The organism is Rufibacter aurantiacus (genome assembly GCF_017916345.1).
Taxonomy (GTDB): Bacteria; Bacteroidota; Bacteroidia; order Cytophagales; family Hymenobacteraceae; genus Nibribacter; species Nibribacter roseolus.
This window is the reverse complement of the sequence record NZ_JAFMSV010000002.1, coordinates 877,215-904,022: the sequence shown is the minus strand read 5'-3', so window position 1 is coordinate 904,022 and position 26,808 is coordinate 877,215. Positions and strand designations below refer to the sequence as shown.

The 26,808-nt window shown below is 52.6% G+C and carries 17 protein-coding genes and 1 riboswitch; of the genes, 8 read left to right on the top strand and 9 right to left on the bottom strand.

Annotation, left to right across the window (positions count from 1 at the left end):
- Positions 1 to 197 precede the first annotated feature (197 nt).
- From J3P34_RS09015 to J3P34_RS08990, 6 genes are all read left to right on the top strand, one after another.
- The gene (locus tag J3P34_RS09015; protein ID WP_210488011.1) at positions 198 to 1,406 is read left to right on the top strand and encodes a PQQ-dependent sugar dehydrogenase; all 1,209 of its coding nucleotides are present in this window, start codon (positions 198 to 200) and stop codon (positions 1,404 to 1,406) included.
- Between the two features lie 29 nt (positions 1,407 to 1,435).
- A complete protein-coding gene (locus J3P34_RS09010) occupies positions 1,436 to 1,957 on the top strand; it encodes an ATP-dependent zinc protease family protein (RefSeq protein ID WP_246853619.1) in 522 nt (173 codons plus the stop codon).
- Positions 1,954 to 2,889, top strand: coding sequence for a 30S ribosomal protein S6--L-glutamate ligase (gene rimK, locus J3P34_RS09005; protein ID WP_210463421.1), 936 nt, complete (start codon positions 1,954 to 1,956; stop codon positions 2,887 to 2,889). The genes J3P34_RS09010 and rimK overlap by 4 nt, the downstream gene beginning before the upstream one ends.
- The gene (locus J3P34_RS09000; RefSeq protein ID WP_210488009.1) at positions 2,867 to 3,805 is read left to right on the top strand and encodes a succinylglutamate desuccinylase/aspartoacylase family protein; all 939 of its coding nucleotides are present in this window, start codon (positions 2,867 to 2,869) and stop codon (positions 3,803 to 3,805) included. The genes rimK and J3P34_RS09000 overlap by 23 nt, the downstream gene beginning before the upstream one ends.
- Before the next feature lie 110 nt (positions 3,806 to 3,915).
- Positions 3,916 to 6,288, top strand: coding sequence for a TonB-dependent receptor (locus J3P34_RS08995; RefSeq protein ID WP_246853617.1), 2,373 nt, complete (start codon positions 3,916 to 3,918; stop codon positions 6,286 to 6,288).
- 6 nt (positions 6,289 to 6,294) lie between these two features.
- On the top strand, positions 6,295 to 7,242 hold the full coding sequence (locus tag J3P34_RS08990) for a DUF4249 domain-containing protein (protein WP_210488007.1): 948 nt from the start codon (positions 6,295 to 6,297) through the stop codon (positions 7,240 to 7,242).
- Positions 7,243 to 7,417: 175 nt separating this feature from the next.
- Here J3P34_RS08990 and metF read toward each other — a convergent pair whose 3' ends face one another.
- Entirely contained in the window at positions 7,418 to 8,371 is a 954-nt protein-coding gene (gene metF / locus J3P34_RS08985; RefSeq protein ID WP_210463424.1) for a methylenetetrahydrofolate reductase [NAD(P)H], read from the bottom strand.
- Between the two features lie 99 nt (positions 8,372 to 8,470).
- Complete coding sequence (gene metH / locus J3P34_RS08980; RefSeq protein WP_210488525.1) at positions 8,471 to 12,160, bottom strand: methionine synthase; 3,690 nt, start codon at positions 12,158 to 12,160, stop codon at positions 8,471 to 8,473.
- An 80-nt stretch (positions 12,161 to 12,240) separates the two neighbouring features.
- Positions 12,241 to 12,348, bottom strand: a riboswitch (SAM riboswitch).
- Between the two features lie 239 nt (positions 12,349 to 12,587).
- On the opposite strand from metH, the gene J3P34_RS08975 reads away from it, so the two are divergent.
- The gene (locus tag J3P34_RS08975; protein ID WP_210488005.1) at positions 12,588 to 13,631 is read left to right on the top strand and encodes an alpha/beta hydrolase; all 1,044 of its coding nucleotides are present in this window, start codon (positions 12,588 to 12,590) and stop codon (positions 13,629 to 13,631) included.
- A gap of 575 nt (positions 13,632 to 14,206) precedes the next feature.
- On the opposite strand, the gene J3P34_RS08970 is transcribed toward J3P34_RS08975, so the two are convergent.
- From J3P34_RS08970 to J3P34_RS08960, 3 genes are all read right to left on the bottom strand, one after another.
- Entirely contained in the window at positions 14,207 to 14,716 is a 510-nt protein-coding gene (locus J3P34_RS08970; RefSeq protein ID WP_210488003.1) for a hypothetical protein, read from the bottom strand.
- A gap of 139 nt (positions 14,717 to 14,855) precedes the next feature.
- Positions 14,856 to 15,641 carry an SAM-dependent methyltransferase gene (locus J3P34_RS08965; RefSeq protein ID WP_210463427.1) on the bottom strand — a complete coding sequence of 262 codons (786 nt, stop codon included), beginning with the start codon at positions 15,639 to 15,641 and terminating at the stop codon, positions 14,856 to 14,858.
- 197 nt (positions 15,642 to 15,838) lie between these two features.
- Complete coding sequence (locus tag J3P34_RS08960) at positions 15,839 to 19,462, bottom strand: Ig-like domain-containing protein (protein ID WP_210488000.1); 3,624 nt, start codon at positions 19,460 to 19,462, stop codon at positions 15,839 to 15,841.
- Positions 19,463 to 19,957: 495 nt separating this feature from the next.
- Between J3P34_RS08960 and J3P34_RS08955 the strand changes: the two genes are divergently transcribed.
- Entirely contained in the window at positions 19,958 to 20,413 is a 456-nt protein-coding gene (locus J3P34_RS08955) for a hypothetical protein (protein WP_210487998.1), read from the top strand.
- Positions 20,414 to 21,205: 792 nt separating this feature from the next.
- On the opposite strand, the gene J3P34_RS08950 is transcribed toward J3P34_RS08955, so the two are convergent.
- The 4 genes from J3P34_RS08950 to J3P34_RS08935 all read right to left on the bottom strand — a co-directional run bounded on the left by J3P34_RS08950 (position 21,206) and on the right by J3P34_RS08935 (position 26,805).
- On the bottom strand, positions 21,206 to 21,868 hold the full coding sequence (locus tag J3P34_RS08950) for an oxidoreductase (protein ID WP_210487996.1): 663 nt from the start codon (positions 21,866 to 21,868) through the stop codon (positions 21,206 to 21,208).
- Between the two features lie 9 nt (positions 21,869 to 21,877).
- Positions 21,878 to 24,370, bottom strand: a complete 2,493-nt coding sequence (locus J3P34_RS08945; RefSeq protein ID WP_210463431.1) for a DUF5916 domain-containing protein — start codon at positions 24,368 to 24,370, stop codon at positions 21,878 to 21,880.
- Positions 24,371 to 24,403: 33 nt separating this feature from the next.
- Positions 24,404 to 25,240, bottom strand: a complete 837-nt coding sequence (locus J3P34_RS08940) for a CvfB family protein (RefSeq protein ID WP_210463432.1) — start codon at positions 25,238 to 25,240, stop codon at positions 24,404 to 24,406.
- Between the two features lie 533 nt (positions 25,241 to 25,773).
- A complete protein-coding gene (locus tag J3P34_RS08935; protein ID WP_210487995.1) occupies positions 25,774 to 26,805 on the bottom strand; it encodes a PorP/SprF family type IX secretion system membrane protein in 1,032 nt (343 codons plus the stop codon).
- Positions 26,806 to 26,808: the final 3 nt, after the last annotated feature.

Here is a 26,808-nt window from a genome sequence, read left to right as displayed (position 1 = left end):
AATTTATAGTGGCTTTATTGGTGAAATACTGTTTTGTAAATCTATGAGTATGCTTAAATCTTGCGCTATTCCGCCTGTATTAATTTTTTACAATATTGAAATTCATTAATATTGTAAAACTATATACCATTTAAGTTTAATTTTTAATTGGAGTATTCGGGTATTTCCTCTTGCTCTGCAAACCTGCTCTTAAAACTATGAAACAAAGCACCATTCTGAAGTGGAGTACCTGTTTACTGGTGGTTCTCTGCCAACTGGGCTGCTCCTCCAACTCGGGCAAACCCGACGCGAACGAGGAAGGCGAGCGCACCTCTACCGCCGCGCAAGACACCGCCTCTGAGAACGTCACCGAAGCGCCCGCCGCTGATGCAGACCTGGCCAAGATCTCTTTGCCAGACGGCTTCCAGATCAGTTACTTCGCCCGCAATGTGGTAAATGCCCGCTCCATGGCTCTGGGGCCAGACGGTACGCTCTACGTGGGCTCCCGTGACAAAGGCAGCGTGTATGCCTTGCCAGACAGAAACAAAGACGGCAAAGCCGATGAGGTCATTACCATTGCCAGTGGCTTGAACATGCCCAACGGCGTGGCCCTGCGTAACGGCTCCTTGTTCGTGGCGGAAATCAGCCGTATCACCCGCTATGACAACATTGCCCAGAACCTGAAGAACCCGCCCAAACCGGCGGTGGTCTATGACAAATTCCCCACTGAGGAGCACCACGGCTGGAAATACATCGCCTTCGGGCCCGATGACAAGCTGTATGTTCCGGTGGGCGCGCCCTGCAACATCTGTCTTAGAAAAGAACCTGTTTACGCCGCCATCAGCCGCATGAACCCAGACGGCTCCGGCCTGGAGGTTTTCGCCAGTGGTGTGCGCAACACTGTGGGCTTTGACTGGCACCCTACCACCAAGGAACTCTGGTTCACTGACAACGGCCGCGACCTCATGGGCGACAACATGCCGCCGGATGAACTGAACCGCGCACCTAAAAAAGGCATGCACTTCGGGTATCCGTTCTGCCACGCCGGCGAGACCCTGGACCCTGAGTTCGGGAAAGGCAAGAACTGCGCAGACTACACCGCGCCTGTGCAGAAGCTGAACCCGCACGGTGGCACCTTGGGCATGGAGTTCTACACCGGTAACATGTTCCCCGAGAACTACAAGAACCAGATCTTCATCGCCGAGCACGGCTCCTGGAACCGCACCGAGAAAATAGGTTACCGCCTGAGCCTCTACCGCACCGATGCCCAAGGCAAGGGCAGCTTTGTGCCTTTCGCGGCGGGTTGGCTGCAGGATGGCAAGGAGTGGGGCCGCCCCGTAGACGTGGAGGTGATGCCAGACGGTTCTCTGCTGGTTTCTGATGACATGAACGATGCCATTTACCGCATCACGTACAGTGGGAAGTAACACCGCAGTTTAGGGCCTGTTTTCTGTAAATGGGCCCTAAACTGCCCAGCTTTGTGGGTATGAAGAAAGACAAACCTGTAAAAAGTATCATTGGCCGGCGCGAGATGGTGGATTTCCCCGACCTGGAGTTGTATGACATAGAAGCCAAGGTAGACACCGGCGCGTATACCTCTTCCATCCACTGCAACAACATAAGGGAGGTGGATTTGCCCAACGGGCAGCGGGCTATCCACTTTGAGCTCCTGGATGCCAACCACCCGGCCTATAACCACAAGGCTTTCCAGTTCACAGATTTTGACCTCCGGATTGTAAAAAGTTCGTTTGGCGATGTGCAGGAACGTTACGTTATCCGTACAAAGGTCCTCATTAACGGGCTGGAGGTTGAGACGGAGTTTTCGCTCTCAGACCGCAGCGACCTCAAGTACCCGGTGCTGCTGGGGCGTACGCTGCTCCGGCGCCGCTTTATTGTGGATGTCTCCAAAAAGTACCTGTCGCTCAAAGCCAAAAACAAGTCCAAAAAAAGTAACACACCCAAGAACTCCCCTTTATGAAAATAGCGATTCTCTCTCGCGACCCCAAATTATATTCCACCCGCCGGTTAGTGGAAGCCGCCCAGCAGCGGGGCCATGAGGTAGTGGTCCTGGACCACCTGCGCTGTGACCTGGTCATGGAGAAAGGTGACCCGCATATTCTCTACAAAGGCGAGTTGCTCACGGGCATAGATGCCATTATTCCCCGTATCGGGGCCTCGGTGACGTTCTACGGAACGGCCGTGGTACGCCAGTTTGAGATGATGAAGGTGAAAAGCGTAGTGGCTTCCCAGTCCATTCTGCGGTCTAGAGACAAACTCCGCAGCCTCCAGATCATGGCCCGGGCGGGCCTGGGCATGCCTAAAACCGCGTTCACCAACTACTCCAAACAAGTAAAGGAACTGATCAAGGAAGTAGGCGGGGCGCCGCTGGTGATTAAATTGCTGGAAGGTACCCAAGGGCTGGGCGTGGTATTGGCCGAGACCCAGAAAGCCGCCGAATCGGTGATTGAGGCGTTCCACAACCTCAAGGCCCGCATCATTGTGCAGGAGTTCATCGCTGAGAGCAAGGGCGCCGACATAAGGGTGTTCGTGGTGAATGGCGAGGTAGTAGGGGCCATGAAACGCCAGGGCAAGGAAGGTGAGTTTAGGTCTAACCTGCATCGTGGCGGCAGCGCCAGCCTTATCAAACTTACCCGCGCCGAGAAAACCGCCGCGCTCATGGCCGCCAAATCCCTGGGCTTGGACGTAGCCGGTGTGGATATGCTGCAGTCTTCCCGCGGGCCGCTGATCCTGGAGGTAAACTCCTCGCCGGGGCTGGAAGGGATTGAGAAAGCCACCCAGAAAGACATTGCCGGCAAGATCATTGAATATACTGAGCTGCTGGTGAACAAAGGGAAAACCAAAAAGTCCAAACCCAAGAGCACCCCAGATGGCGGAGATGATCATCAATGATATTCCCATCTACCCGGGCGACAGCAAACTCATCCGGTTGAATGTTTCCCGGCTGCCCAGCGGCACGCAGATAGACATCCCTATCCACGTTTTCAGGGCCCAGGAACCAGGGCCTGTGCTGCTGCTCATGGCCGGCATGCACGGCGATGAGGTGAACGGCATTGAGTTGATCCGGAGAATGATCAGGAGGAACCTGCTGCATCCTTTGAAGGGCACGGTGCTGGCCATTCCTATCCTCAACATTTACGGGTTCCTGAATTTCTCGCGTGAGGTACCAGACGGCAAAGACGTGAACCGAAGCTTCCCGGGCAACGCCAAGGGTTCTCTGGCCAGCCGCGTGGCGGCGCGGTTCACCAAAGAAGTTCTGCCGCTCATTGATTACGGCATAGATTTCCACACCGGCGGCGCGAGCAAATCAAATTTCCCGCAGATCAGGTGTCGCCTGGAGGACGGTGAGAGTGATGCGCTGGCCAAAGCGTTTGGGGCACCCTTCGTGCTGAACTCCAACTACCGGCCGGGCTCCCTCCGCAAAGAGGCCTCTAACCTGGGCAAAACCATCATTGTGTATGAGACCGGCGAGTCTCTGCGGTTTGATGAGCAGGGCATTATCATGGCCATGGAAGGGACCCAACGCGTCATGCACCACCTGGGCATGGCCGATAAATCAGTGCCGGCGTCGCAGCCTCCTTTGATCTGCCACCATACCACCTGGATCAGGGCACCCCGGGCCGGGCTTTTCCGCAGTTTTGTGAAAAATGGGCAGGAAGTTAGCCGGGGGCAGCAAATAGGCGCCGTTTCTGATCCGTATGGCGGAGCCACCCATCCCATCACCACGCCCGTGGCAGGCCACGTGGTAGGGCTCAACCACATGCCGGTCGTGAACCAGGGCGATGCCATTCTGCACATAGGTTACTAGCCTCATTTTTTTCGGGAAGGAAGTAGGGGTAAATACGGACTCAGCTGTCAATTACCTACATTGTAGGTAAATTCTACCTGCAACCAGTATCTATCTCAACTCTTTTCTGAATGTCCTTTCGTTATCAGTTCCGGGGCCGGTCTGGCCGCAGTCTCCGGATGCTTGCAGGTTTGGTTTTTCTGCTGCTCCCGCTCACGGGTTTTGCCCAAAGGTACACCATCAGCGGCTACGTGCGTGACGCCCAGACGGGCGAAAACCTTATTGGGGTAGCCATTCTCAACACCGTCACGGGGCAGGGCACTGCCACCAACGCCTACGGCTTCTACAGCCTTACCCTTCCCAAAGACTCAGTAAAACTGGTGCTTTCCTATGTGGGCTATGAGCGCAAGATGTTTTCGGCCTATTTAGACAAAGACGTGCAGCAAAACCTCTTGCTTACGCCTTTTGCCACGGCCCTGCAGGAGGTGGAGATTGTGAACACCAGGGAGGAGGACGTGCGTGAGAGCACCCGCATGAGTACCATCAACATGAGTGTGGCGCAGATAAAATCGGTGCCGGCCTTGTTTGGCGAAGTGGATGTGCTCAAAACCCTGCAACTGTTGCCGGGTGTGCAGTCTGGAGGCGAGGGAAGCAGCGGCCTGTACGTGCGCGGCGGCGGCCCGGACCAGAACCTGATTCTATTAGACGGCGTGCCGGTGTACAATGCCTCGCACCTTTTTGGGTTTTTCTCGGTGTTTACCGCCGAGGCCCTCAACAACGTGGAACTGGTGAAAGGCGGCTTTCCGGCCCGCTACGGTGGCAGGCTGTCCTCGGTGCTGGATATCTCCATGAAAGAGGGTAACATGAACAAGGTGGACGGCGAAGGCTCCATTGGGCTCATCGCATCGCGGCTGACGGTGGGTGGACCTTTGAAGAAAGATGTGGCATCCTTTATCGTATCGGGCCGCCGAACCTACATTGACGTACTGGCCCGCCCGTTCATGAACAAGGAAGACGGCGCGGGCGGCTATTACTTCTATGACCTAAATGCCAAACTGAACTGGAAAGTAAGCGAGAAAGACCGTCTCTACCTGAGTGCCTACCGGGGCTATGACGAGTTTTACGCCGATATGGAACGAAGCGGCGCCGATAGGGAGAAAAGCACCGCCGGGTTGGGTTGGGGCAATCTGACCTCGGCGTTCCGCTGGAACCGCATCATCAACCAGCGCCTGTTCCTGAACACGCACCTTACCTACACCAAGTACCAGTTTGACATCAGCAGCGAGGAAGAATCTACCTACCAGGGCGAAAGCTATGACTACAAACTCAAGTACCTGTCCAACATCCGGGACCTGAGCACCAAGCTGGACTTTGACTTTATCCCCAATCCCAACCATTATATCCGCTTCGGGACCCAGTACGTGCACCACCAGTTTCAGCCGGGCGCGTTGCAGGTGCGGGACAATAACGGCGGCTCGGCCGAGGACCTGAACGTGAATACCCAAAAAACCAATGCGCAGGAAGTGGGGCTGTACCTGGAGGATGACTTTAAGCTTTCTAACCGGGTAAAGGTGAACGTGGGCGTGCGGGCCAACGGTTTTCTGGTGAACAAGGAGACCTATACCTCTGTTGAGCCGCGGGCCTCTGTGCGGTTCATCGCCACGGAAAAGCTGAGTCTGAAAGCGTCTTACACGCACATGACCCAGTTCATCCACCTGCTCACCAACAGCGGCATAGGGCTACCCACCGATCTCTGGGTGCCGTCTACCGAGAAGATCAAGCCGCAGCGCTCGCGCCAGGTGGCGCTGGGTGCCACACGCACCATTGCCGGCGACAAGCTGGAAATCAGCCTGGAGGGCTACTACAAAACCATGCAGAACCTGATTGAATACAAAGAGGGCGCATCGTTCATTGGCATCTCCAATAGCTGGGACACCAAGGTGACTACCGGCAAAGGCTGGGCCTACGGCATGGAGCTGTTCCTGCACAAAAAGACCGGCCGCACCAACGGCTGGGTTGGTTACACGCTGGCTTGGTCTAACCGCCAGTTCTCGGATTTGAACCGGGGCAAGGAGTTTCCTTACCGCTATGACCGGCGCCATGACTTTGAGGTGGTGGTCATCCATCAGCTCAAGCCCAACCTCTCACTGTCGGGTACGTGGGTGTACGGCACCGGCAACGCGGTTACCTTGCCCGAGGCCGAATATGTGCTGGGCGAGGCCTGGGAAGGCGGCTACGGCGGTACCCAGACCTACAAGGACTACGGCGACCGTAACGGCTACCGCATGGCCTCTTATCACCGCGCCGACATTAGCCTGAGCCACACCAAGAAGAAACGCTGGGGCGAGGTGGTGAACAACATCAGTTTCTACAACGCCTACAACCGCAAGAACCCTTATTTTATCTATGTGCAGGCCGGCGAGAACCAGGATGATCCGCCAAGGTTCAAGCAGATCAGCCTGTTCCCCATCTTACCTTCCGTCAGCAAAACCTTTAAGTTCTAGATGCGCATGTTAGCTCCCGTTTTTACCCTTTTTTCCGGAAACCGACATGAAAACACCCGCCCGCTGGGTTGGGTCATGCGCTGCCTTCTGCTGGTCGGAGTTTTGTCTGGCTGTGAGCAGGACGTGGACATTGAAGTGCCCGGGCATACCCCCAAACTGGCGGTGCAGTACAACCTCAACACAGAGGCCCCCAAACAAAATATGTACATCGGGCGGAGCCAGTCGGTACTGGCCAGTGACAATCTCTGGCGGAACGGCCTGGTGAAAGATGCGTCCATCACCATCACCGACGGTAACGGTACCCTGCGGCAGGGCTTCGTGTTTGTGCCCCTGGAGTACAACCATGACATAGGCAACTATAAACCCACGAATGAATTTACGCCTGTACCGGGTCAGCAATACAGCCTTACCGTTAGCGCCCCGGGTTTTGAGACCATTGAGGGAAAACTCACCATGCCCGCCCAGGTGCCGGTGGCATCGGCCTCGTTCGTGCCCGATACCAAGAACGATGGATATAATTTCAATGGGCTGCTGCGCGTCCAGTTCAACGACCTGACAGGCCAGCAGGACTATTACCGCCTGCATGTGCGGCTGGTAGATGAAACAGGCCAGCCCGTAGGCAACCTCTATTCCAGGGACGACAACGATGACATCTTCGGGGAGGAAGTGGAGAAGATAAAGCTATCTACAGTCTTTGACGACGGCTGGGCCAAACAGGGCGTCATCACTTTCTCTGACAAGGTGGGTGCTTACGTTGGAAGCGGTTTGGCGCCTAAGTATATTGAGATTACGCTGCAGCACCTTACCTCAGACCTATACCTGTACGAGCGCTCCAAAAACAACTACCAGGAAGACAACCCCTTCGCGGAGCCGCTGAACCTGCACAGCAACATCCGGAACGGCTACGGCAACTTCGGGGGCATCACCGCCACCAAATACCGGATTCCGCTGTAAGTTTTCCCAGCGGATTGGTTTCTGTTTTTGGGCAGGTTTTGATAAAACCGCGCAAAAACGTGAGCCGCCGACAGCCCCAGTTGAAGGTGATACAAAAAACAGAAGGTCCATTTACCCAGGTAAATGGACCTTCTGTTTTTTGTATCTGTTTTGTGAAAATAAGCCGCTAAATGGCCTAGAAAATGGCCTTGGCTACCGCCACTGTGGCGTCTGATTTACTCATGGTGTAGAAGTGCAGGCATGGTACCCCGAATTCCATCAACTCTTTGCACTGCTGGATGGTCCATTCAATGCCCACCTGCTTCACGTCTTTGGGATTGGTGCAGGCTTCCACGGCGTTCACCAGGTCCTCGGGCAGGTCAATGTTGAAGTAGCGCGGCAGCACGTTGAGCTGGTTTCTGGTGGTGAGCGTTTTCAGGCCCGGGATGATGGGAACTGTGATGCCGGCGGCGCGGCAGGATTTCACGAAGTCAAAAAAGCACCGGTTGTCAAAGAACATCTGCGTAATGATGTAGTCAGCGCCCAGGTCTACTTTTTGTTTCAGGTAACGCAGGTCGGTGGCCAGGTTGGGGGCCTCCATATGTTTCTCAGGGTAACCCGCCACCCCGATGCAGAAATCCGTAGGCACGGGGTTTTCCATCTCCTCGTCCAGGTAGTGGCCGTGGTTCAACTGCACTACCTGCTTGATGAGGTCAGAGGCGTAGGCGTGCCCGTCCTTGTGCGGCCGGAAACCAGGCTCGGTCTTCACTGCATCGCCGCGCAGCAATAGCACATTGTCAATGCCCAGGAAGTTGAGGTCCATCAAGGCGTTCTCAGTCTCTTCCCGGCTGAAGCCCCCACAGATGATGTGCGGCACCGCGTCTACGTGGTACTTGTTCATGATGGCAGAGCAGATACCTACCGTGCCCGGCCGCTTCCGGATGGTGATTTTCTCCAGCAAGCCGTTTTCGCGCTCCTTGAACACGTACTCCTCGCGGTGGTAGGTCACGTTGATGAAGGGCGGCTTGAACTCCATTAAAGGGTCAATACCTTGGTAAATAGACTGGATGCTGGTGCCTTTTACCGGCGGCAGAATCTCAAAAGAGAAAAGCGTGTTGGTGGCGTTCTGTAAATGCTCAGTAACTTTCATTTGACGTAATGTCGTGTCTGTAGGCGTAAGCCTTGATATTGCTTTGGGTTTGATTCTGAATTGGGGCCGTTTTCAGCAAGCAGCCCCAAATCAGATTTCTTAGTAATTCAAGTTAGGTGACAGCCAACGCTCCGTTTCCTCCACGCTCATGCCTTTGCGTTGCGCGTAGTCGGTGACCTGGTCTTTCTCGATCTTACCCAGCCCGAAGTACCGTGACTGTTTGTGCGCGAAGTACATGCCAGACACTGCGGCCGTAGGGTACATGGCCAGGCTCTCGGTTAAGGTGATGCCGGTGTGCTTCTCCACGTCCAGTAACTGGAACAGCGTCGTTTTCTCGGTATGGTCCGGACAGGCGGGATAACCCGGAGCCGGACGAATGCCCTGGTATTTTTCCTTGATCAGGTCTTCGTTCGTGAGGCTTTCTTCCGGCTCATACGCCCAAATCTCTTTCCGGACAATCTCATGCAGTTTCTCAGCGAAGGCTTCGGCCAAACGGTCAGCCAGGGCTTTGGCCATGATGCTGTGGTAATCGTCATGGTCGGCTTCAAACTGTTGCACCAGCTCGTCCAGGCCAATACCAGCGGTTACCGCGAAGCCGCCAGTGTAATCTTGAAGGCCCGTTTCTTTGGGAGCCACGAAATCAGCCAGGGCTAAGTTAGGTACGTTCGGGCCTTTCTGGCCTTGCTGGCGAAGGGTCCGGAAGTGCGTTAACACCTGGTTGCGCTGCTCATCGGTGTAGATTTCCACGTCATCGTCGCCTATGCTATTGGCTGGGAACAAGCCCGCTACGCCGTTGGCGGTGAGCAGTTTCTCCTCTACAATGCGCTTGAGCAGAATTTGGGCATCGGCGTACAGTTTGGTAGCCGCTTCGCCTACTACGGCGTCTTCCAGAAGTTTCGGGAATTTGCCGTGCAGTTCCCAGGCCTGGAAAAACGGCGTCCAGTCAATGTACGGCACCAGTTCCTCCAGCGGGAAGTTCTGGAACACCTGCACGCCGGTTTTGGCCGGGGTGTACACGTCCTCTGCTTTCCAATCGATTGGTAATTTGTTCGCGCGGGCCTGCGGCAGCGGCAGGTATTTCTTGTCTTTCTGGCGGCTCAAATAGCCTTCGCGCATCTGGTCGTACTCCAGGCGGGTTTCCTGCGCGAATTTCTCCTTGTTATCGGGGCTCAACAGGTTGCCTACTACGGGCACGCTGCGCGAGGCATCCAAGACGTGCACCACAGTGCCGTTGTAGGCCGGCGCCACTTTCACGGCGGTATGCGCGCGCGAAGTAGTGGCTCCGCCAATCAGCAACGGAACGTTGAAATTCTGTCGCTGCATTTCGCGGGCTACGTGCACCATCTCGTCCAGGGACGGGGTAATCAAACCGCTGAGTCCGATCACGTCCACGTTGTGCTCACGGGCGGCATCCAGGATTTTATCGGCGGGCGTCATCACGCCCAAATCAATCACCTCGTAGTTGTTACAGGCCAGTACCACGCCCACAATGTTCTTGCCTATGTCATGCACGTCCCCTTTCACCGTGGCCATCAGGATTTTTCCGTTGGTCTGGCGGGTAGAAGTGTCTCCGTTGGCGGCGGCGCGTACCTTCTCTTCTTCAATATAAGGCAGCAAATAGGCTACCGCTTTTTTCATCACGCGGGCGCTTTTCACCACCTGCGGCAGGAACATTTTGCCTTCCTGGAACAGGTCACCTACCACGTTCATACCGTCCATCAACGGACCTTCAATCACTTCCAGCGGTTTCTGGTACAGGTGACGGGCCTCTTCCACGTCCTGGTCAATGTATTCTACCAGTCCCTTCACCAACGCGTGCGTTAAACGCTGCTGCACCGGTTCCTGGCGCCAGGCCTCGTCGCGCACGACTTCCTTGCCTTTGTTCTTCACCGTCTCGGCAAATTCCACTAGGCGCTCGGTGGCATCCGGACGACGGTTCAACAACACGTCTTCCACACGCTCCAGCAGGTCCTTCGGGATTTCCTCGTAGACTTCCAGCATACCCGCGTTCACGATGCCCATGTCCAGACCGGCTTTGATGGCGTGGTACAGGAACACAGAGTGCATGGCCTCGCGCACCGGGTCATTGCCCCGGAACGAGAAGGAAATATTGCTCACCCCGCCGCTCACTTTGGCACCCGGCAGGTTCTGCTTGATCCAGCGGGTGGCGTTGATGAAGTCTACGGCGTAGTTGTTGTGCTCCTCCATGCCCGTAGCCACCGTGAGGATGTTGGGGTCAAAGATGATGTCCTCGGCGGGGAAACCCACTTCTTTGGTGAGGATGTTGTAAGCGCGTTCGCAGATCTGGATACGACGCTCGTAGTTATCGGCCTGGCCTTCTTCGTCAAAGGCCATCACCACCACGGCGGCGCCGTAGCTGCGTACTTTGCGGGCGTGGTCTTTGAACACCGCTTCGCCTTCTTTTAAGCTGATGGAGTTCACAATGGCTTTGCCCTGCACACACTTCAATCCGGCCTCAATCACGCTCCATTTAGAGGAGTCAATCATAATAGGAACGCGGGCGATGTCTGGTTCAGAGGCAATCAGGTTCAGGAACAGGGTCATAGCCGCCTCAGAGTCCAGCATGCCTTCGTCCATGTTCACGTCAATGATCTGAGCGCCGTTCTCTACCTGCTGACGGGCAATGGCCAAGGCCTCCTCATACTGCTCGTTCAGAATCAGACGTTTGAATTGCTTGGAGCCGGTTATGTTGGTGCGCTCGCCAATGTTAATGAAGTTAGAGCCTTCAAACACCGTGAGTGGCTCCAGACCGGAATAGGTAGGAACAGCCGGTAATTGTGGGCGCGGACGCGGCGGGTATTCTTTGGCGATCTCCGCGATGGCTTTGATGTGCGGCGGCGTAGTTCCGCAGCAACCGCCCACAATGTTCACGAAGTTGTTGTCCAGGAAGTCTTTGATGTGCTGGCCCATCTGCTCCGGCGTCTCGTCGTACGCCCCGAAGGCATTAGGCAAACCCGCATTGGGGTAGGCACTTATATAGAACTTAGAAGCCTTGCTCAGAGACTGTAAGTGCGGGCGCAACTGCTTGGCACCTAATGCGCAGTTAAAGCCCACACTCAACAGCGGCATGTGCGACACTGAGTACAGGAACGCTTCCACGGTCTGGCCGGATAAAGTACGTCCGCTGGCATCGGTTATAGTACCAGACACCATGAGCGGCAGTCGCTTGCCGGTTTGCTGGCTGTATTGGTCAATGGCGAACAGCGCCGCCTTGGCATTCAACGTATCAAAGATGGTTTCCACCAACAACAGATCCACGCCTCCGTCTACCAGGCCGCGCACCTGCTCAGTGTAGGCTTCTACCAACTCATCATACGTGATAGCCCTGAAACCTGGGTTGTTCACGTCCGGCGACAAAGAAGCGGTACGGTTGGTGGGCCCGATGGCTCCGGCCACGAAACGCGGTTTCTCCGGCGTTCTGGAGGTCCACTCGTCGGCGGCCTCACGGGCAATGCGGGCTGATTCGTAGTTCAGCTCGTATACCAGGTCCTGCATGTCGTAATCGGCCATGGCAATGGAGGTGCCGCTGAAGGTGTTGGTCTCGGCAATATCGGCGCCGGCCTCAAAGTAGAGGCTGTGTATTTCCTTGATAATGTGGGGTTGGGTAATAGAGAGCAAATCGTTGTTGCCCTTCACATCCAGATGGTAGTCTTTGAAGCGTTCGCCACGGTAATCGGCCTCTTGGAGGTTGTACCGTTGGATCATGGTACCCATGGCACCGTCTAAGACTAATATGCGTTTCTTTACTTCTTCCTCAATGCGGGTCATCTTGTGCAAACCTAAAGGGTTAGTTGCGGCTCAAGAAAGGGCAGAGGAAAGTGGCGGGCGCAGGTGCGTAGGAGTTCCGTCACTTATCTCCCCCGGCGCGTAGGTGCAGCGGGTAGGAAGTAGCACCCAACTGAATTGGGTTGCTAAGACATCACTGGGCCTAATCCCTCCGTCTTTCTTGATAAGCATTAGCAAAGATACGGGCTGCGGTTGGATTCTGCAAACGCCCAGAAACCCAGCCAACATTCCCTGTTTACCTTTCTGTGGTAACGATTTTTACAGACCCGCGGATTGGTGCCGTATACCTGCGGCGTTAAGGCAGGTTTTACGTAAACTATTGAGAAATAACTAAGGAAGCATGGCTGGCTTCTCCTCTCAGAAATGCGTTACAAAACTTAACTATCTGCAGCTTGCTGATACCTCAACCATGAAACGGAATGTATGCAGCCGCCCCTTTGTCTTGACTGTACTTTTCTGCCTTAGTTTTCTGGGATGCCATAAATCTGGGGAGAATGCGCGTGACAGCCAGCACAAACAGGAAGTAGCCTCCAACCCAATTGATTTGGGGGAATTTACTTCCAAGACCACTGGAGAGGAAAAGCGGATTGACATGACGCAGTTCAAAAGAACCGCGCTGAATATTCCGTATGCGGGAACCCAGAACCCTAGGCAGACGCTGGATATTATTTATCCCCGCCGGGGAGTGGCGCCTTACAAAACCATTGTGCTGTTCCACGGGGGTGGTTGGATGGCCGGAGACAAGCGGTCAGAAGCGGTGGCACCCGTTTTCCAGGCTACTGTTCAGGGGTACGCGGTTGTATCAGTGAATTACCGGTTGTCTGATGAAGTGAAATGGCCCAAGCCCTTGCACGATGCCAAAGCTGCCATTAGGTTCCTCAGGGCCAACGCCGGCAAGTACCAGTTAGATGCGAAGAACCTAGTGGTGTGGGGTGCCTCGGCAGGAGGCCATATCGCCGAGATGCTGGCCGCCACCAATCACAAGCCCTCTTTTGAAGATTTGACTATGGGCAGCAAAGACAGTTCCAGCGCAGTACAAGGCGTGGTAAGCTGGTGCGCGGTGCACGATGTGAGCGCCCTTACTGATGCCGGAACCCCGCTCGCAAACAAAATCATGGGCTTTGACGTGCGCACCAACCGAACCAAAACCCACAATGCCAACCCCATAGAATTAGTTACCCCCAGGTTCCCGCCCATTCTCCTGGTGCATGGTACCGGCGATCAGGTGGTGCCTTACAAGCAGTCGGTGGACATGCAGAGAAAGGTGAACGAGGTTACGCGTAAACCCACGGCCCGGCTCATCACCTTTGAAGGCGCCATTCACGTGGACCCCGTCATTAAAACCAACCGCAACGTACACGAAAACCTTGATTTTGTAGACCGCATTCTATATCCAGAAGGCCGGAATCCTTACCGTTACGCAGGCCATCTGGAAATCAAGCTGCTGGAGTAGCCTGCAGAGGAATGCAGTCCACCGGTAACCAGATCCCAAAATCACTTGAAAAGGCTTTATTTCAGTGGTTATAGTAATCCCCTTACTTAGAGGGGCAGGGGTGGGTGTTCTTTTTGCCGAAGCCACATTCGTTACTAGTCTGGAAAACCATTTTAGCCATGTTTCCCGGAAAACAGTCCCAAAACACAAAGTATCAAAAATGGGAACCTTTCAATCTATATTTTTTGATGTTCCAAGGCAGTAGCATGAGGAGCTTAATCCCAAGCCCTTTCCTGAGGCTATCACCTCACTGAAGTTGAAAACTTCAGCCTATGGTAGGTCCAAGTTTAAAACTTGAACCAGAGCCTTTGGAGAAAGAAATTGAAGTAAGAACTACAGGCAGAAAATTCCCCTCATGGGAGGGGTAGGGTTAGGTTTTTTTCAAGAACTCAAAGACCCTTCTTGAATGCCGGAATGCGCAAGGCTAATTGACAAACGTTTAAGCCCTGTTTTCCCAAAATCAGCTTGGAAACGGAAAGGCCGGAAATAGAAAAAGCCTGCACGAGGCAGGCTTTTCAAGTAGGTTCGGGGAAGCATTAGAATGTGTAGCGGACGGTCAGAGCTCCGTCGCCATACAAGAAAAGTCCCGCTCTGTTGGTTTCGATAAATGGCTTAAAATCGACCCCAAGTGAAATCGGAATTTCCGTAATCTGATATTCCAAACCTACAATTCCGTCTATCCCCACCGTAGCGAGGTTTCTGTCATAGTTTTCTACATAGTGTTTGTTTGAGGACTTGAAGTAGTACCTTCCGCGGAAAGCGCCTACGTGTGCGCCGCCTCCGTAAAACCACTGCAGGCCCGGTACGGCAAACGCCGGGGCATGCAACTCAAACAAACCGGTTAACTGAAAACCCCTCCGGCCGAGGCCTGTTCCCAGGATTCCCTCAAACGCAACGGCGTCTCTGAAGAAATATTTCCCCGAGATGCCGGCCGAGTAACCGCCCACCCGCAGGCCTAAGCCCGCTTTCTGGGCCTGGGCGCTTTGCAGGTTCGCAAAGGAGAGCATCAGTATTCCCAGCCCAAAAATAAGATGTTTGTTTCTCATAGTAAAAAGAATCTTTGCAAAAGAAAGCAGAACGGTACTTGTCTCTCTAAAACTGCTGAGAACCCGCTATTATTTTACCTGTGCATAAAAACAGGCAAAGACACCTTATGGCTTTCTGGCTGAAAACCCGGCTGGCAAGTTAGCCTTTTTTGTACGATTGCAGGTAAGCCTCGCGGGAGGTGCGTTGGCCTACCAGCCGGAAGAAGCTGATCTGGTGGTCGGTATCTTTTTTGAGCCCGCGCGCAAAAGGGTCTTTTTTCTGGCCGTGTTCCTCAAAATCTCGCACGTATTGTTCCCTGATCAGGTCGGCGGCGGGCAGCAGTTCGGCGTTCTTGATCTGCACCAAGCCCGTTTTCTCCCACAGTTTGCGCCACCAGGCCACCGAGTGGACGTAGTACCAGTAGTTCTGGAAATCGGCGCGCAGGAATTCGGGCACCTGGTCAATGGTCTCTATCTCCTCCTTGAAACAAACGTCCACTATGCCAATGTATCCGTCTGATTTCAGGAAACGGCAGATATAGGGCAGGTACTTGTCATCGGTCCCGAAGTAGGTGTACGAGTCAATGACCAGCACCACATCAAAGTATTCCTCGGGGAAGGGCAGGGAGCGGGCATCGGCCTGGAGCGGAAACACTTGGTCTTCCAGGTTTTCTTCCTGTACCCGTTTGTAGTTGGCCGTGGCCGTGATGGCTTCATCCACGGCCCAGACCTGCACCCCAAACTCTTTGGCCAGGAAAATGGAGCTGGCCGCTTTGCCGCAGCCCAGGTCCAGTACGCGCATGCCTTTCTGCAATGGAATGAGCGAGGTGATGCTTTCCAGGTTGAAGAGCACGTTCTCACCCATGGAATGCTCGCGCACCCATGTGGGGTCATATTGGGTACTGCGGGGGAAATGGTGTTGTATCTGGTGTTGGGCGGCGTCCATGGAACAGGGAATTGGTTCTGCAGACTTTACGCGCAGCCAAGTTCTAATGTTGAGTAATTGCTTTTCACGGGAACTTGACAAGCGATCATAAAGTCTGTTCTCCTTTTAAGTTAATTACATGAAGGCAAAAAGATAAGTCCTTGGCTTATGGAGCCAAGGACTTATAGATGTTCATAAATCAGAAGGAGTAACCAAGTCTACCTCTTCATGACCCTTAGGGTTTGCACCCCTTGTTTAGACTCCAGGCGTACAAAATACAAACCTGCTGCCGTCTGCTTATCTACCCATTTAACCTGCATGATTGATTTAGCCTTTGCTTTACCTGTGGTGAGCGTTTTAACCAAGGTGCCATTGGCACTATAGATCTTTACACTATATTCTTCATCCTGGGCAAAAGCAAATTCAACCGTAGCGTCATCAGTGAATGGGTTAGGATATACCCGTAAAGTATTGCCGGATCCGCTTTGTAATCCCGCTTCACTTACTGCAGAGTTGATAGCGGAAACCGTAGGAGTAGTGGGAGTGTTAATGGTGATGGTGTAATCTTCGGCCTCGCCGTAAGAGATAGAACTACAGGCATCGGTGCTGGCCAGGATGGCGTTGTAGCGGCTTCTAACCCGCATTTGCCTTGGACCTGCTACGGCGGTGGTTGGAATGGTGATGGTGGCCGTTAAAAGGCTTGTTGTTGCGGAAGAGGATTTGTACACAAACTCGCCCGCATCATTGAAATCCCTGTCGCCATTGTAATCTATCCAGACGCCTAGTCCCTGCGGATAAGCCGCCCCTGACTGTACTTTAAGCGTGTAGGCTTGCCCCGGCGTAACGGCGGTAGTATAAGTTCCTGAAGCAGGATAGATGGTGTATCCTGTTGCAGTTCCGCCACCGCAGCCTGAGTTGTCGTTTACTAGGGTGTTAAAGCTGAAGTTGTTGATGAAATCCCCGTCTGAGCAGCCCATGGTATAAGTAGGGGCGCAACTGGTAATTGTAACTGAAACAACGGCTGAAGTGGTCACCTTGCCCAGGTTATCAGTTGCTTTGGCTGTAAGGGAATAGGTGCCCATGGCTACTCCAGACCAACTGTAGGAATAAGGGGCGGTAAGGTCTTCACGCAGTTTGGTGGTTCCAACATAGAATTCCACCTTTGACACTGTTCCATCTGGATCTGTGGCGTTGGCCGTGATGTTGATGGTGGCTGGTGCAGAGAAGGTAGCTCCGGTGGTAGGTGAGGTGATTGATACAATAGGGCCCGCATTTCCGGCAACGGTAATAGATCTGGCAGAAGAAGTAGTAGCCTTCCCTTGATTGTCTATTGCTTTGGCGGTGATGGAGTAGGTGCCAGCCGCAGCCCCGGTCCAGCTGTAGGAGTAGGGGGCAATCAAATCCTCGCCCACCTTGGTAGATCCAGCATAGAACTCCACTTTGGCTACCGTGCCGTCAGGGTCTGCGGCGTTGGCGGAGATGGTAACAGTTGCCGGAATGGTGAAAATGGCTCCGGCAGCTGGCGCAGTCAAACTGACAGTAGGAGCGGCATTGTCTGTAACTATTATAGATACGGCAGCTGAAGTAGCAGTTGCTCCTATGTTATCAATGGCCTTGGCGGTGAGGGAATAGGTGCCAACAGTTGCTCCCGTCCAGGTGTAGGAGTACGGTGCTGTCAAATCCTCGCCCAGCTTGGTTGTCCCGCGATAGAACTCCACTTTGGCTATGGTCCCATCAGTGTCTGCGGCGTTGGCATTAATGGTGATGGTAGCAGGAACGGAGAAAGTTGATCCCGCTAAGGGAGAAGTCAGGCTTACGGTAGGAGGAGTTGTGGTCTTTACCGTGATTGATTTGGAAGATGAAGTAGTAAACTTGCCTTGATTATCTGTCACCCTGGCGGTGAGGGAGTAGGTGCCAGCGGCAGCTCCGGCCCAGCTGTAGGAGTAGGGGGCTGTGAGGTCTTCACCCAGTTTGATAGTTCCTGCAAAGAATTCCACCTTGGCTACCGTACCATCTGGATCTGCAGCGTTGGCGGTGATATTGATTGCGGCCGGGTTAATGAAAACAGCTCCTGCTGCCGGTGCGGTAAGGCTTACGGTAGGAGAGGTATTAAAGCTAATTGATATGGTGTAATCTTCAGCCTCGCCATAAGAAAAGGAGTTACAGGCATCTGTGGCAGACAATATGCCCGAAAAACGGCTTCTCACCCGCATTCGGGTTGTACCTGGTGTTGCCGTAGTGGGGATGGTGACGTTAGCGGTTAAAAGGTTGGTAGTGGCTGAGGGTGAGCCGTAAATGAACTCGCCCGCATCATCAAAGTCCTTGTCTTGGTTATAATCTATCCAGACGCCAAACCCCTGTGCGTAACTTGGGCCTGACTGGAGTTTCAGGCTATACGTTACGCCTTTGTTTACAGCAGTGGTATAAGTACTAATAGGCGCGTAATTGGTGTACCCGGATGTGCTCCCACTGCCGCAGCCCGAGTTGTTGTTCACCAAGGTGTTAAAGCTTAGGTTGTTTATATAGTCTTGGCTAGAACAACTTGAAACATATATAGGTTTACAATAAATTGTGGATGCGATAGTGTAGGAACCCAGAGACCCATAGTCTGAGTTGGCTCCCATTGATCCGGCTACTCCATCAACGGTAAGATAATAAGTTCCGGCTGCCAAGGTCGTACTCAGGGAGGCTGCAAGGGTAGAAGGGTCTTCCGTTGCTACAACAGTGCCGGCAGAGTTGCGCAAGGTAAGCGAAATGTCCAGGTTAGGGTGCGTTGGATCTGGGCTTACGGTAAGTGCCGTCACTCCGCCAGGAGAAGTAAAGGAAAAGACGTCTACATCTGTGCGGGTGGAAATGACTCCTTTGTTATTATCCGCAAAAACATCTCCGTTGGTTCCTACAACCAATGGGGTAGCTGTTGTAGAGGTGTTACCATGGTCATCTAGGCGGTAACCAAAACCATTTAGGGTAGATATTTTAGATAAGTCATCTTCTGTGTTGTTGGCATAGGGGTATTCGCCTTTGCTCCACTGCACTACTGGTACATAGTACCCTGCCCCCATCACGGGCGCCCAGGAGCCTTGTCCCTCAAAATAACCTTCAACCGGGTTGGTTCGGCCATCATGTGATAACTGAAGCGTATGTCCGGCTTCATGGGTACCTGCCTCTCCTGCCCCCTTTATGCTAGTATTCCACACAAAGCAAGGTGTTTCACCGTAGGAGGTGCCTGCCCAGGTAAACGAACCAACGTATGCCGCGCCTCCCGCATTAGGGTAAAAATAGTTTGTAGGGGTGAAGATCACCCGCATGCGGCGATTAGCGGGAACGCTATTGAAAACGGCTTCACTAGTGGTCACATTGAGGGCGAAGGGACGGAAATCTTCACTGATCAGTTTCCATGCCTCAGTTATTTCAGCTTCGCTCAGGGTAGAAGGCGCTGCCACAATGGGGTTGCCGCTGTTGAAGTTTGAGTTCCATAGGGTGTTGGAAACGGTTTGGCCATCAAAGTCAAGGTACAGCACTGCTCCGGCTCCAGGCAAACTTTGAAGGATGGGAACGGCGGTTGCAACCGTGGGTGCTTGGGCTGGTTCAACCCGCCCCTTTTCCTTTCTTTTCTCATCTTTGGGTATGCCCACACAGAGCACCTTGTCTATGTCTTCTTCTGTCAGGTAAACTGATCCATCTGGAGTGGAAGAATAACGGAAAAGCCTTTTTTCCTCCCTCATGATGATGGAACCAGAAACGTTGCGGCCGCTCACGGCTAGGTTGAAACTACTGTATCTTGAGTCAGAGACTTCTCCGTAAAATAAGGAGGCAACCCCTTCCAACTTACTTGATTTCAATTTAAGTGTTAGAGGTTTGCCCCCTGGAAGTAGGTGGCTAACCTGGGCGCCAGGTGTCCCTGAGGTATTGGCTTGTTGGGCCTTTGTCTTATAAGTTGCAGCTATATCTTTTAATTTTCCGATATAGATGGGCACCTGAGCGAAGGCAGAACTTGTGACCCATGTAAATAGCAAAGTTGATAGAAATAGATAGAATTTTTTCATAAATATTTAGTTTGATTAAAAAGGGGATTATTTAATATTTTAGGTAATTCTATTCTGTGCTAAATAATGAGTATGTGCTGAGGTGTTTTATGATTGTATGTTAATTATTGCTGTTTTTGTTTTGAGGTAAAGGTTATAGTAGTGTAGTAAATTGAGTCTATTTGAATAGATTTGTGGTGATGGTTTTTGTAAGAGTTGCTTTATTTAATAATGTGATAGTGAGGTTTGTAATTGGGAATGTAGTTCTAATTGAGTGTGTTGATTTTGTTTGTTGAATGTAAGGATCTTATTATGAAAAGATATAAGACTGTATTTTATTCTTTGATTGGTTATTACGTGCTCCTTGCTTTAAGCTGTACTGCCTCTGATAGTTCAAGTATTACCAAAGTGAATGAGCCAAAAGCCGCCTCCCTTATGGGTACTTGGGTGGTGATAGAACAAGCAAATACCCCACTGTCTATCTTGCCTCTCTGTAAGTTTATCAAACAAGGGGCTATTTTTAAGTTTTCTCAAGACACACTTGAGGTGTATGTTTCTGGTTCAGGAAATCCCTGTGATGTTTTTCCATTCAGAGTTAGTGGTAATACCATCAGTTTCTTTAAAAATGATATGGTTTGGGTGTGTACCTATCAGTTAAGTTCAGATAGTTTAAAGTTGATTTCTAATAATTTTATAACTCCTGATAATCCAAAAGAAAAATCATCAGATGCTCTGTCTGAAATTGCGGTGGTTCTTAAAAGAAAATGAAAATCAACTTTGGTTAGGTGATGCTTTGATTTTTTGTGTTTATCCTGAAAGTTTGTAGTTTAATTGTTTTTAAAAGGTAAGTTAGGTGTTGATGAAATTTGTTAATTAAGTGGATTTTTGGGTGAATACTGTTGTAAGATGAAAATAAGAATTGCTGTATTATTTTTGTAAACAGTGGCGCTAATGAAGGTTTTTATTCTTGTAAATAGTGTTACCAATAGTGAATAAAAATGTTGTAAGCGGCTTTGTTAATATCAAATAAAATATGCATCTGTGTTGAAGTGTTTTAATACTTGTTCCGTAAAAGGCAAAAGGATTCAAGGGTTACTTAGATGTAGTAACCTTTCTGGATGCTCTAGCAAAATTATAAATGTTATTGATAATTAGTCAAATTTATCTTGATAAAGTATAATATGCAATACTTACTTCTTTGTATATTGTAGGTTATCAGCTAACTAACTTTAGCAAAAGAACTTTAGAAATGATCCTATGATTGATTTTCTGACAGTTCAATTCCCAAGAAGATTTAAGAAGAGGGAGAAATGCTTGTCCCAAGGTCTTGGAGTTAAAGGCTGTTTTAAACAGGGTTTCTAGCAGTTCCCGTAAACGGCTTTCCATGATTTATGACAGGGGCCTTGATTCTCTAGATTTAGGGAAGTAGAGGAGATGTCTAAGTTTTGCTCTGTGAAGGTCTTTTCTTCACTCCTTCAGTTTCAAGCCTGTTTTTTGGAAAACAGGCGGAAATGGCTTCTGCTAAAGGAGCAAACAACCATTAATAATCAGCAATCAGTTTCAGGCGTACCGCTGCATCTGCTCAGAAGGGTGGACCAGCACCCCGCCGCCGTCTTGTTTAGCGGCCTCCAGCATGGCTTTGGCTACAGTCTGGGCGTGGATAGCTTTGTACTTGCGCAGCGGGCCATTGAACAGGAAACCCGCTCCCTTCATGAAAACTTCGGCGGCTTTCTCGCCCAGCCTTAATTCCTGCCGCTCGCCTAAGAGCAATGAGGGTTGAAAGATGTGCACGGCGGTAAATGGCAGCTTTTTCACGGCCTCTTCCATCTCACCTTTCACCCGGTTGTAGAAGATGCGGGAATGGGCATCGGCGCCCAGCGCGGAGACTACCAGAAATTGGGTGGCAAAGTGAGAGGAGGTGATTTTGGCCAGGTTCACCACGTAGGTGTAATCCACCTGCCGGAACTTCTCTTTTGAGCCTGCTTTTTTAATAGTAGTGCCTAAACAGCAATACACGTCATCGGCGATGAGGCTGTGGCGGTGTTTCTCCAGGTTGTCAAAATCCACGATGATCTGCTGCAGCTTGGGGTGCTCTACGTCCAGTTTCTTGCGGCCCACGGATATTACCTTGTTGTAACGGGGGCTTTGCAGCAGCAGTTTGAGGCAGTGACTGCCTACCAGGCCACTGGCACCAGCAATAAGAGCAGCTTTGGCAGATACCATATCTCCGGGTTAGGTTTTAAGGGCTCTTCTGAGCACTTGGTAGTCAAGGTAATATAGCACCTTAACGGAGAAACTATTCAATTGTTTAGCGTGCAGGGTGTTCCTGAGGTTCAGGAAGTAATCGGGGCGGTCTGGCACTGTGCTGTCATAGATCGCATTTTTCCAGACCACGCTCACCTCACTGCCCGGGGCAAAACGCCAGCTGTAGACCAGGTCTATGTTGAAGGCGTTGAAGTTACGGGCATTGGCAGAGGGAGAGGCCGGGCGGTAATCCAGTGGGCGGCCATTGCCGTCTTCCTGCAGCAGGTAATACTTGTCAAACGTGGCGTTAGACCAGTAATGGCGCATGTTGAGGTTAAGGGCTGTGCGGGCGTTGAAAATGTAGGTGCCTGTAAGGGTGTTGCTTACGGTTCTCACCTTGCGGCGACCAAAGAAAATGCTGTCCTGTACCCCGTTGCCGGCAAACCCGAACCCGCGTGGGGTGTCATTGTAGCGGACGCCGTACACCAACTGCAAGTGGTCATTGACCCGTACCCGGGGACTGATGCCAAGCCATCTGTCCATTTCGCTGTACTCAGGAGCCCAATAGAAACCGAAGTCCAGGTCAACGGCCAACTTCTTGCGGTAGTCACTGGAGATGTATGAATTTACCTCCCACCCGGCGGGTTTGCGCCATTTCTGATCAGGAACCCCGTCTTTGTAAGAGCGGGGCTCAAAGTAGTCGTACCCGTCTTTGGGCAGCCAGACAATGGTGTACCCAAACGAGATGAAATTTTTGGTGGTGGCGTTGGTCTCTAGGAAATACGCCAGCTGGGTGAACGCGGCCGGCTTATAGAGCATGCGGTGCTGCACGCCCAGCGCGTTGTAGGCGTTGTTCAGCTTCCAGAAGGGCTTATAGAAATTGTAGGCCACCAAGGCCTGGGACTCGCGGGAGTTGTTGTTGTCAAGGTAACCCAGGTCGTTGATGTCATAGGTGTGGTTCTCGGCGATGTGCCTTAGCCTGAACTGGAAATTGCCGCTGGTCTTGCCAAAGGTGGCCGAGTAGGCGTGGCCCAGTTCCACCTTGTCGGTGCCCACGGGAAGCTCTCCTTTGTTGTAGTGCTGGCTCAGGTTCCCCGATAAGTTAAGGGTGTAGGAGTTCTTCTTGTTCGTGAGCTTGGTCATGAGGCCCGTCACGTTGGCGTTGTAAAAACCACTTCCGCGGGTCACGTTGGTGTTGGTGAACGTCACAAAGGAACTGTTCTTCAGGCTTTGGTCCAGCACCAGCACGTTGTAGTTCGTCACCGGATCGGTGAGTACCCTGAACTCCTCATTCGTCAGCCCACTTCTAAGGGTGGCGTAGGTGTTGCGGGTCACGGCGTTGAACAAGCCAATCCCCAGGCCTTTGTTTGTCCTTCCGGATATTTTGGTGGCGTTGACCAGGCTGGTTCTCTCGGGGTTTTCCACTACTTCCACCTGCTCGCCGTAGCGCTCCTTGTCATAGGAGAGGTTGTAGTAATTCATGGGCTGGGCCCCTATGCGGCGCGAGTAGAAAAGCCCGGCTTTGTTGAAGAGCTCGGTGCCCTCGGTGAAAAACTGCCGGTTTTCGTTAAAACGGACCTCAAACGGCGATAAGTTGAGCACCTGCGCATCTGACTGGGTCTGCCCGAAATCCGGTACCAGGGTCATGTCCAGGGTGAAGGCGTCGTTGATCCCGTATTTGATGTCCATGCCGCCATTGACGGTGGTTTTAAGGTCTTTCTTGCCGGGCTGGTCCTCCGGAAAATGGTCTACGTAGCCAGACAGGTACGGCATCAGGGACAAGCGCAAAGGAGCCTTGAGGCCGGTGATGCCGTGCGCCTCGCCAAACTGGTTTATCCAACCCTGGATAGAGCTGTCCACGAAATTCCAGAAGGCTTCTTCTTTATACCGGCGGGTAGAGCGCCAGAAGTTAATGCCCCAGGTCTGCACGTCTTTTTTAGGGAAACGGATGGCTGAATACGGAATGCGCAGCTCCACGCTCCAACCCTGCGGATGGCGCGCCACGGCGCTCTGCCAGACGGCGTCCCAGGAGGTTTCGTTCCCGTTGCTGGTGGCCTTGAAATCGGTCTGCACCCCGGCGGTGGAAACCTCAAACCCGAAGGCGTTCTGCTTGTCCAGGTAGGTGTCAAAGTACACGCCAAACATATCAGCGTTCACTTGGCCGCCATCGCGCTGGCTCAGCTGGGAAAGGATGGAGTCTGGGGCGGTGTCAAAGAGTATGGCACCCACGTACACGGCCTCATCGTCATACAGCACCCGCACCTCTGTCTGCTGTTTGGCAGGTGAACCGTTGGCGGGGGCCATCTGGGTGAAGCCGGTGGCGGGTTCTGTCTGTTTCCAGATTTCTTCATCTGGAAGGCCGTCTAATTTGGGTGGGGTAGCAGTTCTGACTGCGGTGATTTGCTTTGTGACTTTTGGAGCCTGGGCATAGGTGAAGAAGGTGCTGCAAAGACAAAGCAAAAGCAGACAGACGTATTTCATGGTTTTATGTGAGACAGGTTGTAGAAAGACAGATCAGGAACTAACCAAAAGACTAATGCCATCTGGCAATAGTTGCACCTCGCCACGTTTATATAAGGCACCAATGGCTTTTTTGAAGGTTTTTTTGCTCATGCCCAGTGTCTGGTAGATGAGCTCCGGGCTGCTTTTGTCAGTGAGCGGAAGGCGGCCGTTCTCGGCGCGCAGACGGGCCAGGATGACCTCAGAAGCTTCCCGCACTTCGTCATAGCCTTGCTTCTGCAGGCTCACGTCTAGCTTGTTGTCTTCGCGCACTTTCTTGAGGTAGCCCTGGGTGTACTCGCCGGGCGTGAGGCTGCGGAAAACCTCGTTGCGGTACAGCATGCCCAGGTATTTGTTGTTCACGATAACCTGGAAGCCCAGCGCCTTTTCCGGCCCGATGAGCAGCTGCACCTCGTCGCCTTCTTCCAACTCAATGGGGTCATAGTTCAGGAAAGGGCCCAACTTGGTGGAGCCCACCAAGCGGTCTGAGTTCTCGTCAAGGTACACGTACACCAAGGCCCACTGACCCACGTGCAGATCCTCGTGCTGGTTGCGGTAAGGCACAAACAGGTCCTTCTCCAGGCCCCATTCCATGAACGCCCCGAAGTTACTCACGTCCCGCACCTGCAGGCAGGCAAACTGGTCTACTTTGGCTTTCGGTTCCAGGGTGGTGGCAATAAGGCGGTCCTCCGAGTCGCGGTACACGAACACCGATATCATGTCGCCTACCTGCGCGTCTTCTGGTACGTACTTGCGGGGAAGCAGCACATCGCCGTCCTCAGAACCTAAATACATGCCGTGTTCTAATTCGCGGAGGATCTCCAGAAAGTTATAATCGCCTAAATGCAGCATACCAGAAGTGGGTTAAAACTTGAAACAAAGGTAGAAAATCTATACGGCACCTATCAAGCGTTAGCAAAACTTTGTCTCGGGAAATCCGTTTAGGGGCAGTTTCGTTAAAAACAGGCTTAAAGCAGGTAGAGTTTAATGGAGAAATATGGCTAGCAGATGATAACGCTCTGGCCTTTGGCGAATGCAGGGGCACCTCTTGTGGGTGCCTTTTCTTTGTAGTTTCAGCTTGTAGGGGAGTGGGAGACAAGGCGGTGCCTGGTCTCTACATCTGTAAATACATCTTCTCTGGTTCAAGTTTTCAACTTGGGCCAATCATGGGCTGGAGTTTGCAAATTCAAGGAGGCGATAGCCTCAAACCGGGCTCCCCGATTCAGTAGTTCCAGGCGTCATGCCAAAAAGAACCCACCCCTGCCCCTCCTAAGAGGGAAATCTTCGCAATTTCTGGTGTTGGTGTTCTCACCAACGACCAATATTCTTCAGAATGCCTTTTTGTCGTTTAGAGCCCGATTTTACAAAACCAAGCCCAAAACAGATTACCAGTACTGCGACGGGGAGTAAATGCTGCGGCGGTTGCGGAGCATGAGGCCCAGCACCAGTTCATGAGATCCATAGCTCACCTGGCTCAGCCCTGAGGTGGTAAGGTCATAGGCGTAGCCCAGGTGAAATTTGTGCTTGTACTGGAAGCCGGCCGTGAGCACCGCCGCATCCTGCAACCGGTAAGAGCCACCCACCCAGAACTGATCTCGCCAGAAGACCTTCGTGTTCAGATCCACGGAAACAGGGCTGGGTGCCGCGTATTTCACCACCACCGAGGGTGTCACGCTCAGGAAACTGCTCACGGCCAAACGGAATCCGGCGTGCCCAAAGAAATGCCGCTGCTGCTTGGCAGGTACGGTAGAACGCGTCTCCCGGAAACTGAAGGGGGTGGGTAGAATCTGGGCCACGGAAGCGCCCAGGTAAAAACGGGGGCTGTAGAGCAGCGCGCCCACCCCAATGCTGGGCAGCAGGCGGTTGTACTCATCGGCGTTCATGACCGGGTCTCCGGCGGTGCCGAAGGAAAGCATCTCGCGGTTCAGCCCGAACTGGGTGAACCCCGCTGCCACCCCGGCTGCCAATTTTAGGTGAGGGGTGAGCGGCTGATGGTAAGCGTAAAGCAGCTGCACCTCGGTACGTTTAAGGCCTGCTGCTTTGTCAGCCTGCATCAAAATGCCAATGCCGTGGTGCGGACGCGTTTTCTGGGCGTTGTTGCGGTACTCGGGTCGCCATTGGTTCTTGAACTTGCCCTTCACCGCGTTCTGGGGCCGGAAAGTAGTAGGTGGACTCAGGTAATCCATGCGGGCCAGGGGCATGTGCGCGCTCAGGTAATAGGAGGTAGGCGCCCCCTCCAGCCCCGTCCACTGGTTCCGGTAGCCGGTCCGCACATCCAGGTAATTGTCGGTGCCGCTTACGGCGGGGTTCAGGAGCAGCGGGTTGAGCATGTACTGGCTGTAGTGCGGAATCTGCTGTGCCAACCCCGAGAGCGGGAGACAGAGCAGGAAAAGCAGGAAGTAGCTGTTCTTTCTCATAGG

Excerpts from the sequence above, each read along its gene's own strand:
- J3P34_RS09015 (WP_210488011.1), top strand. The coding sequence starts at position 198 with ATGAAACAAAGCACCATTCTGAAGTGGAGTACCTGTTTACTGGTGGTT.
- J3P34_RS09010 (WP_246853619.1), top strand. The coding sequence starts at position 1,436 with ATGGGCCCTAAACTGCCCAGCTTTGTGGGTATGAAGAAAGACAAACCT.
- rimK (WP_210463421.1), top strand. The coding sequence starts at position 1,954 with ATGAAAATAGCGATTCTCTCTCGCGACCCCAAATTATATTCCACCCGC.
- J3P34_RS09000 (WP_210488009.1), top strand. The coding sequence starts at position 2,867 with ATGGCGGAGATGATCATCAATGATATTCCCATCTACCCGGGCGACAGC.
- J3P34_RS08995 (WP_246853617.1), top strand. The coding sequence starts at position 3,916 with ATGTCCTTTCGTTATCAGTTCCGGGGCCGGTCTGGCCGCAGTCTCCGG.
- J3P34_RS08990 (WP_210488007.1), top strand. The coding sequence starts at position 6,295 with ATGTTAGCTCCCGTTTTTACCCTTTTTTCCGGAAACCGACATGAAAAC.
- metF (WP_210463424.1), bottom strand. The coding sequence starts at position 8,371 with ATGAAAGTTACTGAGCATTTACAGAACGCCACCAACACGCTTTTCTCT.
- metH (WP_210488525.1), bottom strand. The coding sequence starts at position 12,160 with ATGACCCGCATTGAGGAAGAAGTAAAGAAACGCATATTAGTCTTAGAC.
- J3P34_RS08975 (WP_210488005.1), top strand. The coding sequence starts at position 12,588 with ATGAAACGGAATGTATGCAGCCGCCCCTTTGTCTTGACTGTACTTTTC.
- J3P34_RS08970 (WP_210488003.1), bottom strand. The coding sequence starts at position 14,716 with ATGAGAAACAAACATCTTATTTTTGGGCTGGGAATACTGATGCTCTCC.
- J3P34_RS08965 (WP_210463427.1), bottom strand. The coding sequence starts at position 15,641 with ATGGACGCCGCCCAACACCAGATACAACACCATTTCCCCCGCAGTACC.
- J3P34_RS08955 (WP_210487998.1), top strand. The coding sequence starts at position 19,958 with ATGAAAAGATATAAGACTGTATTTTATTCTTTGATTGGTTATTACGTG.
- J3P34_RS08950 (WP_210487996.1), bottom strand. The coding sequence starts at position 21,868 with ATGGTATCTGCCAAAGCTGCTCTTATTGCTGGTGCCAGTGGCCTGGTA.
- J3P34_RS08945 (WP_210463431.1), bottom strand. The coding sequence starts at position 24,370 with ATGAAATACGTCTGTCTGCTTTTGCTTTGTCTTTGCAGCACCTTCTTC.
- J3P34_RS08940 (WP_210463432.1), bottom strand. The coding sequence starts at position 25,240 with ATGCTGCATTTAGGCGATTATAACTTTCTGGAGATCCTCCGCGAATTA.
- J3P34_RS08935 (WP_210487995.1), bottom strand. The coding sequence starts at position 26,805 with ATGAGAAAGAACAGCTACTTCCTGCTTTTCCTGCTCTGTCTCCCGCTC.